The organism is Janthinobacterium sp. 35 (assembly GCF_002754575.1).
Lineage (GTDB): Bacteria > Pseudomonadota > Gammaproteobacteria > Burkholderiales > Burkholderiaceae_D > Janthinobacterium > Janthinobacterium tructae.
This window is the reverse complement of sequence record NZ_PEFN01000001.1, coordinates 5,753,059-5,768,975: the sequence shown is the minus strand read 5'-3', so window position 1 is coordinate 5,768,975 and position 15,917 is coordinate 5,753,059. Positions and strand designations below refer to the sequence as shown.

Genomic DNA, 15,917 nt, shown 5'->3' with positions numbered 1-15,917 from the left:
CTTTGACACCAAACAAAAACCGTAGCGAGCGGATGGGAGTTGTGGCTGAGAAGCGGAGCTGTGCGAATGCACAGTGAGCATCGGAGGCCGCAAATCGCGACGCGCAGTAGGTTTTGTTTGGTGTTCCAAGGTGTTGGTAGCACCCTCTAACTGCTTCACAAGGAAATGAAATGACAGGTATGAACCGTAATCCGGCGCTGGACACAGAGATGCTCGGCCTGGTGCCGATGGTGGTGGAACAAAGCGGTCGCGGCGAGCGCTCGTATGATATTTACTCGCGCCTGCTGAAGGAACGCTTGATTTTCATGGTCGGCCCGGTCAATGATCAGATGGCCAACCTGGTTGTCGCCCAGCTGCTGTTCCTGGAAAGCGAAAATCCGGAAAAGGAAATCTCGCTCTACATCAACTCGCCAGGTGGTTCGGTCTCGGCCGGCATGGCCATTTACGACACCATGCAGTTCATCAAGCCGGACGTCTCGACCCTGTGCACGGGCATGGCCGCTTCGATGGGCGCTTTCCTGCTGGCCGCTGGCGCCAAGGGCAAGCGTTTCTCGCTGCCGAACTCGCGCATCATGATTCACCAGCCGTCCGGTGGTTCGCAAGGCATGGCGTCCGACATCGAGATCCAGGCAAGGGAAATCCTTTATCTGCGCACCCGCTTGAACGGCATCATGGCCGAGCGCACGGGCCAGTCGATCGAACAGATCGCCAAGGACACCGACCGCGACCGTTTCATGTCCGCCGACGAGGCCGTTGAGTATGGTTTGATCGACAAAGTGTTGACCAGCCGCGCTTGATGAGCCCCTACCGGTATTGCTAAGTACGTAAGTTAACGCCCGGGCGATCAAACGTTCGGGCGTTTCGCTTTTATTTCGGGTAGCATGGAGCTTGTGCACGTTGTTGGCTTGCGCCATGGGTGGCTGCCTTTGCGGGCGACTACCGCACTCCGGCTTGCGATTTTGCAATATTGTTAATGCAGTTCCAACCAAAATGCCTTATGTCAGACAAAAAATCCTCTAGCGGCGAAAAATTACTGTATTGCTCGTTCTGCGGCAAAAGCCAGCACGAGGTGAAGAAACTCATCGCCGGCCCGTCCGTGTTCATTTGCGACGAGTGCATCGACCTGTGCAACGACATTATCCGTGATGAAACGTCGAGCATCGAAACGGTGACCGGTACCAAATCCGACCTGCCGACGCCGCAAGAAATTGCCGCCTTGCTCGATCAGTACGTGATCGGCCAGCAGACTGCCAAGCGCATCCTGTCGGTGGCGGTGTACAACCATTACAAGCGCCTCAAGCACCTGGGCAAGAAAGACGACATCGAACTGGCCAAGAGCAACATCTTGCTGGTCGGTCCTACCGGCTCGGGCAAGACCCTGCTGGCACAGACCCTGGCGCGCATGCTCAACGTGCCGTTCGTGATCGCCGACGCCACCACCCTGACCGAAGCCGGTTACGTGGGTGAAGACGTGGAAAACATCATTCAGAAGCTGCTGCAAAGCTGCAACTATGACGTCGAGAAAGCCCAGCGCGGCATCGTCTACATCGATGAAATCGACAAGATTTCGCGCAAGTCCGACAATCCGTCCATCACGCGCGACGTGTCGGGCGAGGGCGTGCAGCAAGCCTTGTTGAAACTCATCGAAGGCACGATGGCTTCCGTGCCGCCACAAGGCGGCCGCAAGCATCCGAACCAGGATTTCGTGCAGATCGACACGACCAACATCATGTTCATCTGTGGCGGCGCCTTTGACGGCCTGTCGAAAGTGATCGCCAACCGTTCCGAAAAGAGCGGCATCGGCTTCTCGGCCACGGTGCGCAGCAAGTCGCAAAGCTCGGCCAGCGAACTGATGTTGCAAGCGGAACCGGAAGATCTGGTCAAGTTCGGCCTGATCCCGGAACTGGTGGGCCGTCTGCCCGTCATCGCCACCCTGGCGGAATTGACGGAAGAGGCGCTGATCCAGATCCTGGTCGAGCCAAAGAATGCGCTGATCAAGCAGTATTCGAAGCTGCTCGAGATGGAAGGCGCGGAACTGGAGATTCGTCCGGCCGCCCTGCATGCAATCGCCAAGAAGGCGCTGGCGCGCAAGACCGGTGCCCGTGGCCTGCGTTCCATCCTGGAACATGCTTTGCTGGATGTCATGTACGAACTGCCGAGCGAACAAAATGTAGTGAAGGTCGTCATCGACGAAAATACCATCACCAGTGGCGCCAAACCTTTGTTGATTTATCAAGAGACTGCCAAGGCCTCCGGAGAAAATTGATTACTGCCGAGACAAATGCATAAAAAGGATTTTGATTCCTTAATGCATGGCAGTACAATTTAAATCAATGAGTGCAGGCTTCAATCGTAAAGCCACTCGCGGCGCTTAGCTGCGTGTGGCTTTTTTACTGTTAAAACTGCATTTGTTACAGTCATGCGGGTGTGTTTTGCGAAATAGACTTTATGTTTGTTTCACAGAATTATTTATTCTCGCCGGTCTTGTGTTTTGGCAGCGAGCGCCAACATCGTAAACACGCTTTCTATAAGGTACGCCATGACAACTTCCAAATTAACTGAGCAAACTCAACTGCCGTTATTGCCGTTGCGGGATGTCGTCGTTTTCCCGCATATGGTGATACCGCTGTTCGTTGGCCGTCCAAAGTCGATCAAGGCGCTGGAAGCTGCGATGGAGCAGGGCAAGAGCATCATGCTTGCCGCTCAAAAAGCAGCCGCGAAGGACGAGCCGTCCCCTTCGGATATCTATGAAATTGGCTGTGTCGCCAATATTCTGCAAATGCTGAAGCTGCCCGATGGCACCGTCAAGGTGCTGGTCGAAGGCGCGCAGCGTGCCCGTATCAACCACATCAGCGATGCGCCGACGCACTTCATCGCCGACCTGACGCCGCTCGAGTCCGAGCCGGGCGACGAGTCGGAAGTCGAAGCCATGCGCCGCGCGATCGTGCAGCAGTTCGACCAGTACGTCAAACTGAACAAAAAGATTCCACCGGAAATCCTCGCGTCCCTGTCGGGCATCGACGATGCCGGCCGCCTGGCCGACACGGTGGCCGCGCATCTGCCCCTGAAGCTGGAGCAAAAACAAGTCATCCTGGAAATTTTCAGCGTGGCCAAGCGCCTCGAACACCTGCTGGGTCAACTCGAAGGCGAGCTCGACATCCTGCAAGTGGAAAAACGCATCCGTGGTCGCGTCAAGCGCCAGATGGAAAAATCGCAGCGCGAGTACTACCTGAACGAGCAAGTCAAGGCGATTCAGAAAGAGCTGGGCGAGGGCGAAGATGGTGCCGACCTCGACGAGCTGGAGAAAAAAGTCGCTTCGGCCAAAATGCCGAAGGAAGCGCTCGACAAGGCTACCAACGAGCTGAAAAAGCTCAAGCTGATGTCGCCGATGTCGGCCGAAGCCACCGTCGTGCGCAACTACATCGACACCCTGGTCAACTTGCCTTGGAAAAAGAAATCCAAGGTCAATAACGACCTGGCGAATGCGGAAAAAGTGCTCGAGGGCGACCACTACGGCCTCGACAAGGTCAAGGAACGCATCCTGGAATACCTCGCGGTGCAACAGCGCGTCGACAAGCTCAAAGCGCCTATCCTGTGCTTCGTCGGTCCTCCTGGCGTCGGCAAGACCTCGCTGGGCCAGTCCATCGCCCGCGCCACGAACCGCAAGTTCGTGCGCATGGCCCTGGGCGGCGTGCGCGACGAAGCCGAGATCCGCGGCCACCGCCGCACCTACATCGGCTCGATGCCGGGCAAGATTCTGCAATCGCTGTCGAAAGTCGGCGTGCGCAATCCTCTGTTCCTGCTCGATGAAGTCGACAAGATGGGCGCCGATTTCCGTGGCGATCCTTCGTCGGCCCTGCTGGAAGTGCTCGATCCGGAACAGAACCACACGTTCTCCGACCATTACATCGAAGTCGATTTCGACTTGTCCGACGTGATGTTCGTGGCCACGTCGAACTCGTACAATATTCCGCCAGCCTTGCTTGACCGCATGGAAGTGATCCGTCTGTCCGGTTACACGGAAGATGAAAAGACCAGCATCGCGCAGCGCTATCTGCTGCCGAAGCAGATCAAGAACAATGGCTTGAAGGAAGAGGAAATCTCGGTGGCCGAGTCGGCCCTACGCGACATCATCCGCTACTACACGCGGGAAGCCGGTGTGCGTTCGCTCGAGCGTGAAGTGTCGAAGATCTGCCGCAAGGTAGTGAAGATGCTGCTGCTGAAGAAATCCGACAAGAAAGTCATCGTCAACTCGAAGAACCTGGATAAATTCCTCGGTGTGCGCCGCTATGATTTCGGTGTCGCAGAGAAAGAAAACCAGGTAGGCCAGGTGGTCGGTCTGGCATGGACGGAAGTGGGCGGCGATCTGCTGACCATCGAAGCCGTGTCGATGCCGGGCAAAGGCGGCATCATCCGCACCGGTACCTTGGGCGACGTCATGAAAGAGTCGATCGAGGCCGCCCGCACGGTGGTGCGCAGCCGGGCACAGCGCTTGGGCATCAAGGCGGACGTGTTCGAGAAGAGCGACATCCACATCCACGTGCCGGAAGGCGCGACACCGAAGGACGGTCCTTCGGCTGGCGCGGCCATGACGGTGGCGATGGTATCGGTCTACACGGGCATCCCCGTGCGTGCCGACGTGGCGATGACGGGCGAGATCACCTTGCGCGGCGAAGTGTTGCCGATCGGCGGCCTGAAAGAAAAGCTGCTGGCGGCCCATCGCGGCGGCATCAAGACGGTCCTGATTCCAGAGCAGAATGTGAAAGACCTGGCCGAAATTCCGGACAACGTCAAGAACAAGCTGGAGATCGTGCCCGTGCGCTGGATCGATAAAGTGCTGGAAATCGCCCTCGAGCGCATGCCGGAACCCTTGGTCGAAGTCGCTGCAGTGGAGGCTGTCACGGCCGCTGCGGCCAAGCCTGACGCGGCTGGCGAGGTGGTAAAACACTAACGTTTTACCCCTGTTTTCCCCAAACAAGCGCTTTTAGAGCGCTTGTTTTATATTGAAACGTGAATTGCGCCCCCAAAGCGCTTGACACATATACAGTGTGGCTTGTTTAATACGCCTGCACATTTTTTTCGCCGGACAGCTGTGGTGCCAAAAGTGCCGCAACGATACGGTAATCGTTTTATACCTTTGTAATTGGGGATGCTAGTGAACAAGACTGAATTGATCGACCACATTGCTGAAAAAGCTGACATTTCCAAAGCCGCCGCTGCGCGCGCACTCGACGCTGTTATCGGCGGCGTGACGGAAACTTTGAAAAACAACGACAGCGTAACGCTGGTTGGTTTTGGCACTTTCTCGGTCAGCGAACGCGCTGAGCGTACCGGCCGCAATCCGCGTACGAAAGAAGCGATCACGATCGAAGCAGCAAAAGTTCCAAAATTTAAAGCTGGTAAAGCTTTGAAGGATGCTGTAAACTAACGGACTTCGGTGAGGTGACAATCACCGGAAACATTTGGCGGCGCTTTCGGGTGCCGCGATTTCAGGGTTGAAGTTCTTCGAACGGCAAGCCTGGATGCAAATGAAAGTAGTACTGTGTATTTTTCGGAGTGGTAGTTCAGTTGGTTAGAATGCCGGCCTGTCACGTCGGAGGTCGCGGGTTCGAGTCCCGTCCGCTCCGCCAAAAAAATACGCTCTTAAGGAGTGGTAGTTCAGTTGGTTAGAATACCGGCCTGTCACGTCGGGGGTCGCGGGTTCGAGTCCCGTCCGCTCCGCCAGAATATAGAAGCCCGCGCTGCTGAATAAGTAGCGCGGGTTTTTCTTTTTCAGCGCCAGATTATCTCGGCGCGCCTGCTTTTAAAATCCCGTCCTGCCGTTTTGAATAAAAACACCTGCGTTTAAATCCGCCTTAAGCTGCGTCCGGTTAAATGCGCGAGCCCGGCGCCTTGCCGTCTGCGCGGCGCCAGGGCAGGGCGCGCGCCCTGATTTACTCTTGCTATAGCGCTATGGGCATTGTAGAATCAGGAGATAATGGCTTGGGCGTCAGAATCCTGCTTTAGTTCCAGCGCCAAGTTGTTGAATCTAAAGGGGAAGTGGACATCTGTCCCGTCCATTCCGCCGAAGAAATCAAGGCGAACGCATGTTCGCCTTTTTTTATAGTGATCCACTCATCCCGAATTGGCTGACCATGTTTGAATTTATTCGTACCCATCGACGCTTGATGCAGTTTCTCTTGATGCTGGTCATCGTCCCGTCTTTTGCACTGGTCGGTATCAGCGGCTACCAAAGCTTCGGCGATGAAGCGAACACCATCGCCAAGGTCGGCGACCAGGTCGTTACGCAGCAGCAATATGAAGAAGCGCAACGCCAGCAGATCGACCGCTACCGCCAGATGATGGGCGAGCAGTTCGACCAGAAAATGTTCGACACGCCGGAAGCGCGCCAGAGCATCCTCGACAACCTGATCGCCGAGCGCGCCGTGGCTGCCGAAGTGGGCCGCAGCCACCTGGTCATCAGCGATGCCGTACTGCAAAAGGAAGTGCTGGAAATCCCAGGCCTGACCTTGCCGGACGGTAAATTCGACCTGGAACGCTACAAGGCCATGCTGGCCGCGCAAGGCATGACGCCGCAAATGTACGATGCGCGCCGTCGCAGCGATATGGCCCTGCAGCAACTGGCTGGCGCCGTGCAAGGCACCGCCTTCGCGCCGAGCACTGTCTCCAAGCGCCTGTCCGACATCACCTCGGAAGAGCGTGAAGTGCAGGAACTGCTGCTGCCGATCGCCCAGTACGTGTCGGAAGTCAAAGTGACGGACGCCATGATCAAGGCTTTCTATGACAAGAACAGCAAGTTCTTCGAAATTCCGGAACAAGCCAAAATCGAATACGTCGTGCTGGACGACAGCGCTGCCGGCGAACAAGTCGACGTCACCGAGGCCGACGTCACCGGCTACTACGCGAAGAACCAGAAAGCCTATACGACGCCAGAAGCGCGCCAGGCCAGCCACATCCTCGTAGCCGTCAAGAAAGACGCCTCGGCCGCCGACAAGGCAGCCTCCAAGGCCAAGGCTGAAGCCATCCTGGCTGACGTGCGCAAAACGCCAACCAGCTTTGCCGCCGTGGCCAAGGCCAAGTCGGAAGACCCGGCTTCCGCCGAACAGGGCGGCGACCTGGGCGTGATTGGCAAGGATGGCTTGCCGGCACCACTGCTGAGCGCGGTAAGCAAACTCAAGCAAGGCGAAATCAGCGATGTCGTCGCTTCCGATTTCGGCTACCACATCCTGACCGTCACCTCGCTCAAGCCACAGCACGTGAAAGCGCTGGACGAAGTACGTGGCGAAATCACGGCCGACTTGCGCAAGCAATTTGCCGCCAAGAAGTATTCGGAAATGGCTACCGTCTTTACCGAGACTGTGTATGACCAATCGGACAGCCTGAAACCGGTGGCCGACAAGCTGAAACTGAAAGTGGAAAGCGTCGCCAACCTGTCGCGCACGCCGTCGCCAGCACTGGGCAAGGCGCCGTTCAACAACGCCAAGTTCCTGACCGCCATCTTCTCGAACGATTCGCTGAAAGACAAGCGCAACACGGAAGCCGTTACCGTTGCACCGAACGTGCTGATCGCTGGCCGCGTAGTGGAATTCAAGCCAGCCAGCAAGCGTCCGCTGGCTGAAGTCGAAGCGATGATCCGTCAGCGCGTGACGATGGAAGAAGCGGAAAAGCTGGCGAAGAAAGCCGGCGAAACCAAGCTGGCCGCCTTGAAAGCTTCCGGTGATGCGACCGGTTTCGGCGCCGCACAATGGGTGTCGCGCAGCAAGCTCGACGGCATCAACCGCGCCGCCATCGCGCAAGTCATGAAAGCTGACACGAGCAAGCTGCCAGCCTACGTGGGCGTGGACTTGCCAGCCCTGGGCTACGGCATCTACCGCATCGGCAAGGTGCAACAGCCGGCGCAAGTGGATGCAGCGCGCCGCCAGCAAGAGAAAGACCAGATCAGCGGCATCCTGGCACAACAGGAAATGTTCGATTACGTCGAATACCTGAAAGCCAAAGCCAAGGTGAAGATCGTCAAGCCGGTCACCGCCCCGGCCGCCGCAGCGCCAGAAGCACCGTAATTAGTTTTAGCCCATAAAAATAGCCGCTTTTGAGCGGCTATTTTTTTGTCTGCCACATTGGCTGGCTTACTTGGCTTTCAGCAACGGCGCCAGTTGCGGCCAGATATTTTTCAAAATCGTCGGATGCGCTTGCGCATTCGGGTGCATGCGGTCGGCCTGGAACAGCTGCGGCTGGTCGGCGATGCCTTCGAACATGAAGGGCACCAGCGGCGCCTTCCATTCCTTCGCCAGCTTGCCGTACACGCCGTAAAACTGCTCCCCATAGGCGCGGCCATAGTTCGGTGGCATGCGCATGCCCACCAGCACCACCTGCGCGCCCGATTTTTTGGCGGCCTCACCCATGGCGCGCAGATTCGCTTCGGCGGCTGCCACGGGCAAGCCGCGCAAGCCGTCGTTGGCGCCCAGTTCGATCAGCACGACGTCGGGCTGGTGCTTCGTCAGCAGGGCGGGCAGGCGCGCGCGGCCGCCGCTGGTGGTCTCGCCGCTGATGCTGGCGTTGACGATGCGCGTGTCGTTCTTTTGCGCGGCCAGCCGCTGTTCCAGCAGCGCCACCCAGCCCGTGCCCCGCGCTAGGCCATATTCGGCCGAGAGACTATCGCCGAGCACCAGCAGCGTTTTTGGTGCAGAATAGGCGTTCGTCATGCCTGACACCAGCAGCAGGGCTGCCGCAGGAAGCAGGGACAGCGTGCGCCGCCGCATGCGGCTGCTGTCCTTGACACTCATTTGTTCACGAATTTTTTTAAGATAGATCAGCATGCCCGAATTCCCTAAAGCGACTTCCACCAGTTTTCTCCCATCAGACGCTGCGGCCCAGCGGCCCGCCGCACTCAACAGTCAAAACAGCCAAAATGCCCGGCCGGCCATCGAAGTGGTCCAGCTGGCCAAGCGCGTACCCGATGCCGATGGTGAGCTGACCATCCTGCATCAAGTCGATTTTACCGTGCAAACGGCCGAGACGCTGGCCATCGTCGGCGCCTCCGGTTCCGGCAAGTCCACCTTGCTGGGCTTGCTGGCCGGCCTGGACACGCCCAGCGAGGGCAAGGTCATCCTCGATGGCACCGATATCTTCGCCCTCGATGAAGACGGCCGCGCCGGTTTTCGCAAGGAAAAGCTTGGTTTCGTGTTCCAGTCCTTCCAGCTGCTGGCCCACCTGACGGCGCTGGAAAACGTCATGCTGCCGCTGGAATTGCGCGGCGATCCTGACGCGAAGGAAAAGGCGCAAGCCATGCTGGGCAGAGTCAACCTGGGCAGCCGGCTGAAGCATTATCCCAAATACCTGTCCGGCGGCGAGCAGCAGCGCGTGGCCCTGGCGCGCGCCTTTGTGACGCAACCGCCGCTGCTGTTCGCCGACGAGCCGACGGGCAGCCTGGATGCGGCCACGGGCGAGGCCGTGATCCAGCTGATGTTCGAGCTGAACCGCGAACGGGGCTCGACCCTGGTGCTGGTCACGCATGACAGTTCCATTGCGGCCCGCTGCGGGCGAACAATTACGATTGCGGCGGGCAGGCTGGTGTGATTGCTGCTGGTGTTTGTCGGATTACGCGCTGCGCGCTAATCCGACCTACCCGACCTACCAGACCTCCGAGGTGTAGGTTGGATTAGCGCAGTGTAATCCAACACACCCACGCCATACGCTTATGCCGACAACGCATTGATCAGCTTGCGGATGGCCGGGATCAGTTCCCCGGCCGTCAGGCCGATGGGGCCGCTGCCTGCCGCCACCAGCGCATCGGCGGCTGCCCCATGCAGCCAGACGGCGCCGAGCGCCGCTTCCCATTCGGGCCAGCCCTGCGCCAGCAGGCTGCCGCACAGGCCGGACAGTACGTCGCCCGTGCCGGCCGTCGCCAGCGCGGGGCCGCCCGTGTTGTTGACCACCACGCTGCCATCCTGCGCGGCGATCACCGTGCCCGACCCTTTCAATACGACGATGACGCCCAGCTGCGCCGCCAGCTGGCGCGCCGCGCCCAGGCGGTCGGCTTGCACCTCGGCCACCGTCATGTCGAGCAGGCGTGCCGCTTCCAGCGGGTGCGGCGTCAAGATCGTCGCGCCCGCGCCCGTGCGCACGGCCAGCGCCGATTGCAGTTCCGGCTCGGCCGCCATCAGGTTCAGCGCATCGGCGTCGAGCAGCAGCGGGCTGTCGCTCTCGAACGTGCGCTGCAGCAGTTCCACCGTATCGCCGTCGTCGCCCAGGCCTGGCCCCGCCACCAGGGCGGCAAAGTGCAGGCCCGAGAAATCCACGTCCTGGGCGCGGCGGCACATCAGCTCCGGCTGGCCGCTGTCAAACGCGGGCGGCGTGTCGGGAAAGGCGATATACACTCGCCCCGCGCCCGCATGCAGGGCCGTGCGCGCCGCCAGGATGGGCGCGCCCGCCATGCCGTGCGCGCCGCCGATGATGGCGACGCTGCCGTAGCTGCCCTTGTGCGTGTTTTGCTGGCGTGGCTGCAACTGGCGGGCGAACAGGTGCAGGCCGCCCAGCTGCGCCTTGGCAGGCGGCAGCAGGGAGGGATCGATGGCCAGCGCGGCCACTTCCACTTCGCCCGCATAGTCGCGGCCATTCGCCGTGTGCAGGCCCGGTTTGTCGCCGATGAAGGTGAGCGTCTGTGTGGCGCGGATGGCCACGCCGTCGATGGCGCCCGTGTCCGCGTGCAGGCCGCTGGGCACGTCGAGCGCCAGCACGGGGCATGCCAGATTGTTGACCAGCTGCGCCATGTCGCGGCATTCGCCGTCCAGGGGGCGCGACGCGCCGATACCGAACAGGCCGTCGATGACCAGGTGCCACGGCGCCGCGCCCACCGCCGCCGACGCCGTGGACGTTGCCGCTTCCATCAGGCGCGCGGCGCTGTTGCGGGCGCGGCTCAGGGCCTGTTCGCGCTCGGGCGAGGTGGCTTGTGCCTCGGGCGCCAGCCATATCAGCACCTCGGTGCCACTGGCGGCCAGGTGCGCGGCCGCTTCCAGCGCATCGCCGCCGTTGTCGCCAGGGCCGGCCAGCACCAGTACGCGCCGGTGGCCCGCGTCGTCGCCGTCTTCATGGGCGTGCAGCAGCTTCAAGGCGGCACTGGCGGCAGCCTGGCCCGCGCGCTGCATCAGCAGCCCTTGCGGCAGGTCGCGCATGGCGGCTTGTTCGATGGCGCGCAGTTCGGCGATGGAATACAGCGGTGTTGCAGAGTCGATCAGGGGCATGGAGCGTGTTCCGTTAGTCAGCATGCCTTCAACATAAGGCCGAACCGGGTGAAAGGCAAGGCGCACACGCCTGAAACGCCCCCCTGTTTGGCGGCTACAATAGCCATCTCACATAAGTACGGGGGCAGGACGATGGATTGGCAATTCTGGATCGACCGGGGCGGCACCTTTACGGACATCGTGGCGCGCCGTCCCGACGGCAGCCTGGCCACGCATAAACTGCTGTCGGAAAACCCGGGCCAGTACCGCGACGCGGCGCTGGCTGGCATGCGCCGGCTGATGGGCCTTGCCGCTGGCGCGCCGCTGCCCGTGGAACAGGTGGGCGCCATCAAGATGGGCACGACGGTGGCCACCAATGCGCTGCTCGAACGCAAGGGCGAACCGACCGTGCTGGCCATCACGCGCGGTTTTCGCGACGCCTTGCGCATCGCCTACCAGAACCGCCCGCAGCTGTTCGCGCGCCAGATCATCTTGCCGGAACTGCTATACGGCGACGTGATCGAAATCGATGAACGCCTGGGTGCCCACGGCGAGGTGGTCACGCCGCTCGATGAAGTAGCCGCATGCGCCGCGCTGGAACAGGCTTATGCGCGCGGCGTGCGCGCCATCGCCGTCGTGCTGATGCATGGCTACCGCTACCACGCGCACGAGGCGCGGGTGGCGCAGCTGGCGCGCGAGGCCGGTTTTACGCAAGTGTCCGTGTCGCACGAGGTCAGCCCCATGATGAAGCTGGTGGCGCGCGGTGACACCACGGTGGTCGACGCCTATCTGTCGCCGATTCTGCGCCGCTATGTCGACCAGCTGGCGATGGAGCTGCCCGGCGTGCACCTGCAATTCATGCAGTCGAACGGCGGCTTGACCGATGCGCGCGCCTTCCAGGGCAAGGACAGCATCCTGTCCGGCCCTGCGGGCGGCATCGTCGGCATGGTGCGCGCCAGCGCGCTGGCCGGTTTCGATAAAGTCATCGGCTTCGACATGGGCGGCACTTCGACGGACGTGTCGCATTACGCGGGCGAATTCGAACGCGTGTTCGAGACGCAGATCGCCGGCGTGCGCATGCGCGCGCCCATGATGAGCATTCACACGGTGGCCGCCGGCGGCGGCTCCATCCTGCACTTCGACGGCGCCCGCTACAAGGTGGGGCCGGACAGCGCTGGCGCCAACCCCGGCCCCGCCAGCTACCGGCGCGGCGGCCCGCTGGCCGTCACCGACTGCAACGTCATGCTGGGCAAGCTGCAGCCGGCCTTCTTTCCCCGCGTCTTCGGCCCCGACGCCGATGAGGCGCTGGACGCGGCCACCGTGCGCGCCCAGTTCGCAGCGCTGGCCCGTACGGTAGATAGCACGCCGGAACAGGTGGCCGAAGGCTATGTCGCCATCGCCGTAGGGAACATGGCCAACGCCATCAAGCAGATTTCCGTGCAGCGCGGTCACGACGTTACCGAATACACGCTCACCAGCTTTGGCGGTGCGGGCGGCCAGCACGCCTGCCTGGTGGCCGACGCGCTGGGCATGCGCACCGTCTTCATCCACGGCCTGGCGGGCGTGATGTCGGCCTACGGCATGGGCCTGGCCGACCAGAGCGCCATGCGCGAACAGGCCATCGAGGCGGCACTGGGCAAGGACCTGGCGGGCGAATTCGCGCAACTGGGCGAGCTGGCGCGGGGCGACTTGCTGCGCCAGGGCGTGCAGCTAGGCCGCATCGCGCTGGTGTCGCGCGTGCATCTGCGCTATGAAGGCACGGATACGGCCCTCGTCGTGCTGTTCGATACGCTGACGGGCATGCAGGCGCAGTTCGAGGCGGCATACAAAAAGCGCTTTTCCTTTTTGATGCCGGCGCGCGCCTTGATCGTCGAAGCCATTTCCGTGGAAGCCATCGGCGCGTCCGATGCGCCGGCAGTGGCCACGCCGGTCCATGCGCCGCGCGCCGGCGCGCTGGCGCCATTGGCGACGGTGGCCATGTACTGCGCCGGCGCCTGGCGCGACAGCGGCCTGTATGGGGCAGACAGTCTGCGTCCTGGCGACGCCATCGATGGACCGGCCATCGTCAGCGATGCCAACGCCACCACCGTCATCGAACCGGGCTGGCGTGCCGACGTGACGGCGCACGGGCATTTGATCTTGCGCAGGGTCGTCGCCTTGCCCAAGCGGCACGCCAAGGGTTTGCCAACAGCGACGGGCGCCGACCCCGTGATGCTGGAAATTTTCAATAACCTCTTCATGTCGATTGCCGAGCAAATGGGCCTGCGCCTGCAAAATACGGCCCATTCCGTCAACATCAAGGAGCGGCTCGATTTCAGCTGCGCCATCTTTGACGCACAAGGTCATTTGATCGCGAATGCGCCGCATATGCCCGTGCACCTGGGCTCCATGGGCGAGAGCATCCGTACCGTCATGACGCGCAACGCGGGCGCCATGCGGCCCGGCGACGTCTTCATGCTGAACGATCCGTATCACGGCGGCACGCATTTGCCCGACGTGACGGTCATTTCGCCCGTCTTCGATGACAGGGGCGAGGCCATCCTGTTTTATGTCGGCTCGCGCGGTCACCATGCTGATATCGGCGGTACGACACCGGGCTCGATGCCGCCCGACTCCACGCGCATCGAGCAAGAGGGCGTATTGATCGACAATTTCAAGCTGGTCGACGGCGCCACGGGCGTGATGCGCGAAGACGCAACCCTGGCCCTGCTGGCGGGCGCCAGCTGGCCGGCGCGTAACCCGCAGCAGAATTTGGCCGATCTGCGCGCCCAGGTGGCGGCCAACCAGAAGGGGGCCGAGGAACTGCACAAGATGGTCGCGCATTTCGGTTTGCCGGTCGTGCAAGCCTACATGGGCCATGTGCAGGACAACGCCGAGGAAGCCGTGCGCAGGGTCATCACCACTTTGAAGGATGGCAGCTATGCGCTGGATCTGGACAACGGCGCGCGCATCCAGGCGGCGATCAGGGTCGACGTCGCGGCGCGCAGTGCCGTGATCGACTTTACGGGGACCTCAAGCCAGCTGCCGAACAATTTCAATGCGCCGTCCGCCGTCTGCATGGCGGCCGTGCTGTACGTGTTCCGCACCCTGGTCGACGACGATATTCCGCTCAACGCGGGCTGCCTGAAGCCGTTGACCGTCATCATCCCGCCCGGCTCCATGCTCAATCCGCAGTATCCGGCCTCCGTCGTCTCGGGCAATGTGGAAACCTCGACCTGCATCACGAACGCCCTGTATGGCGCGCTGGGGGCGATGGCCGCGTCGCAGGGGACGATGAACAATTTCACGTTTGGCAGCGAAAAGTACCAGTATTACGAGACGATATCGGGCGGCTCGGGCGCCGGTCCCGGTTTCGACGGCACGGATGTGGTGCAGACGAACATGACCAATTCGCGCCTGACGGACCCGGAAATTCTGGAATGGCGCTTCCCTGTGCGGCTGGACAGCTACAGCATCCGCGCCGGCTCGGGTGGCGTGGGGCGCTGGCACGGCGGCAATGGTGGCGTGCGCCGGGTGCGCTTTCTTGAACCGATGACGGCGGCGATCCTGTCTAACAACCGTATCCATCCGCCTTTCGGCATGGCTGGCGGCGCGCCGGGCGCGCTGGGACGCAATTACGTCGAGCGGGTGGACGGCACGGTGGAGCACCTGGCGCATATCGGCAAGACCGGCATGCTGGCGGGTGACGTGTTCGTCATCGAGACGCCGGGCGGCGGCGGCTACGGCAAGCCGGAATAGGCCCTGTCAGCACTGGCATTGGCGCCGCTCAGTTGCGCGCGCACCTGGCCCACGTCGCGCATGGGTGCGCGGCCGAACTGGCGGCTGTATTCGCGGCTGAACTGCGATTCGCTGGCGTAGCCGACGCGGTAGCCGGCCGTGCCGGCGTCGATCTGCTCGACCAGCATCAAGCGCCGCGCTTCCTGCAGGCGCAGCAGCTTCTGGTACTGCATCGGTGTCATGGCGGTAATTGCCTTGAAATGGTGGTGCAGCGACGACATGCTCATGTTCGCCATGCCGGCCAGGTGCTCGATGCGCAGCGGCTGCGCGTAATGGTGCTTGATCCAGTCGATGGCTTGCCCCACCTGGTGCGACTGGCTGCTGGCCAGCGCCATGTGGCGCAGGCGCGCGCCGACGGGGCCGTTGAGCAGGCGGTAGGTCAGCTCGCGGCGGATCAATGGCGCCAGCGCGGCGATTTCCCCCGGTTTGTCCAGCAGGCGCACGAGACGCAGCATGGCATCGAGCAGCTCGGGCGAGACGTCGCTGACGGATATGCCGCGCGTGGCGGGCAGGATTTTCTGCTGCGCGCTGCCAGCTGCGCCGCTGCTGCTTTCACTGTCGAGCAGCGCCGCCACGTCGGCGATGTCGATGCCCAGCACCACGCATAAATGCGGTTGTTCTTCGCTCGCTTGCGCCACGCGCACCTGCACGGGCAGGTCGACGGAAGTCAGCAGATACTGCATGCGGCTGTAATGGAAGGTTTCGCTTCCCAATGTGACGTCCTTCGCGCCCTGCGCGATGATGGCCACGCTGGGGCGCGCCGCATGGAACAGCGATTCCGTGACCGAGGCCTGGCGGTGAAACGTCAGGTTGCCGATGGCCGTCGCGTAGTCGCCGTTGCGCGGCGCGTGGCGGCTGATCAGGGCGGCGATTTCGTCTTGCGGGGGGATCTGTGTGGACAGGGTGGACATGTGGGCCAGT

General features: G+C 61.6%; 10 protein-coding genes and 2 tRNA genes. 9 read left to right on the top strand and 3 right to left on the bottom strand.

Translation table 11 applies throughout. From position 1 onward, the window contains the following. The first annotated feature begins 179 nt into the window (after window positions 1–179). From clpP to CLU93_RS25645, 7 genes are all read left to right on the top strand, one after another. A complete protein-coding gene (clpP, locus tag CLU93_RS25675; RefSeq protein ID WP_373629889.1) occupies window positions 180–797 on the top strand; it encodes an ATP-dependent Clp endopeptidase proteolytic subunit ClpP in 618 nt (205 codons plus the stop codon). A gap of 200 nt (window positions 798–997) precedes the next feature. Then, on the top strand, window positions 998–2,266 hold the full coding sequence (gene clpX, locus CLU93_RS25670; RefSeq protein WP_010398446.1) for an ATP-dependent Clp protease ATP-binding subunit ClpX: 1,269 nt from the start codon (window positions 998–1,000) through the stop codon (window positions 2,264–2,266). 273 nt (window positions 2,267–2,539) lie between these two features. Next, window positions 2,540–4,951, top strand: coding sequence for an endopeptidase La (gene lon, locus CLU93_RS25665; RefSeq protein WP_099763918.1), 2,412 nt, complete (start codon window positions 2,540–2,542; stop codon window positions 4,949–4,951). Window positions 4,952–5,155: 204 nt separating this feature from the next. Continuing rightward, window positions 5,156–5,428 (top strand): HU family DNA-binding protein, encoded by a 273-nt coding sequence (locus CLU93_RS25660; RefSeq protein WP_010398442.1) that lies wholly within the window; start codon window positions 5,156–5,158, stop codon window positions 5,426–5,428. A gap of 125 nt (window positions 5,429–5,553) precedes the next feature. Next, window positions 5,554–5,630, top strand: a tRNA-Asp gene (locus tag CLU93_RS25655). Between the two features lie 17 nt (window positions 5,631–5,647). After that, window positions 5,648–5,724 (top strand) — tRNA-Asp (locus CLU93_RS25650). Between the two features lie 410 nt (window positions 5,725–6,134). Next, on the top strand, window positions 6,135–8,060 hold the full coding sequence (locus CLU93_RS25645) for a SurA N-terminal domain-containing protein (protein WP_180287946.1): 1,926 nt from the start codon (window positions 6,135–6,137) through the stop codon (window positions 8,058–8,060). 66 nt (window positions 8,061–8,126) lie between these two features. Here CLU93_RS25645 and CLU93_RS25640 read toward each other — a convergent pair whose 3' ends face one another. Continuing rightward, a complete protein-coding gene (locus tag CLU93_RS25640; RefSeq protein ID WP_099763916.1) occupies window positions 8,127–8,816 on the bottom strand; it encodes an arylesterase in 690 nt (229 codons plus the stop codon). On the opposite strand from CLU93_RS25640, the gene CLU93_RS25635 reads away from it, so the two are divergent. Then, entirely contained in the window at window positions 8,815–9,576 is a 762-nt protein-coding gene (locus CLU93_RS25635; protein WP_373629866.1) for an ABC transporter ATP-binding protein, read from the top strand. The genes CLU93_RS25640 and CLU93_RS25635 overlap by 2 nt on opposite strands. A gap of 119 nt (window positions 9,577–9,695) precedes the next feature. Here CLU93_RS25635 and CLU93_RS25630 read toward each other — a convergent pair whose 3' ends face one another. Continuing rightward, entirely contained in the window at window positions 9,696–11,240 is a 1,545-nt protein-coding gene (locus CLU93_RS25630) for an NAD(P)H-hydrate dehydratase (RefSeq protein WP_099763915.1), read from the bottom strand. A 132-nt stretch (window positions 11,241–11,372) separates the two neighbouring features. Between CLU93_RS25630 and CLU93_RS25625 the strand changes: the two genes are divergently transcribed. Next, the gene (locus CLU93_RS25625) at window positions 11,373–14,957 is read left to right on the top strand and encodes a hydantoinase B/oxoprolinase family protein (protein ID WP_099763914.1); all 3,585 of its coding nucleotides are present in this window, start codon (window positions 11,373–11,375) and stop codon (window positions 14,955–14,957) included. On the opposite strand, the gene CLU93_RS25620 is transcribed toward CLU93_RS25625, so the two are convergent. Further along, window positions 14,939–15,907 carry an AraC family transcriptional regulator gene (locus tag CLU93_RS25620; protein ID WP_180287945.1) on the bottom strand — a complete coding sequence of 323 codons (969 nt, stop codon included), beginning with the start codon at window positions 15,905–15,907 and terminating at the stop codon, window positions 14,939–14,941. The genes CLU93_RS25625 and CLU93_RS25620 overlap by 19 nt on opposite strands. Window positions 15,908–15,917 lie beyond the last annotated feature (10 nt).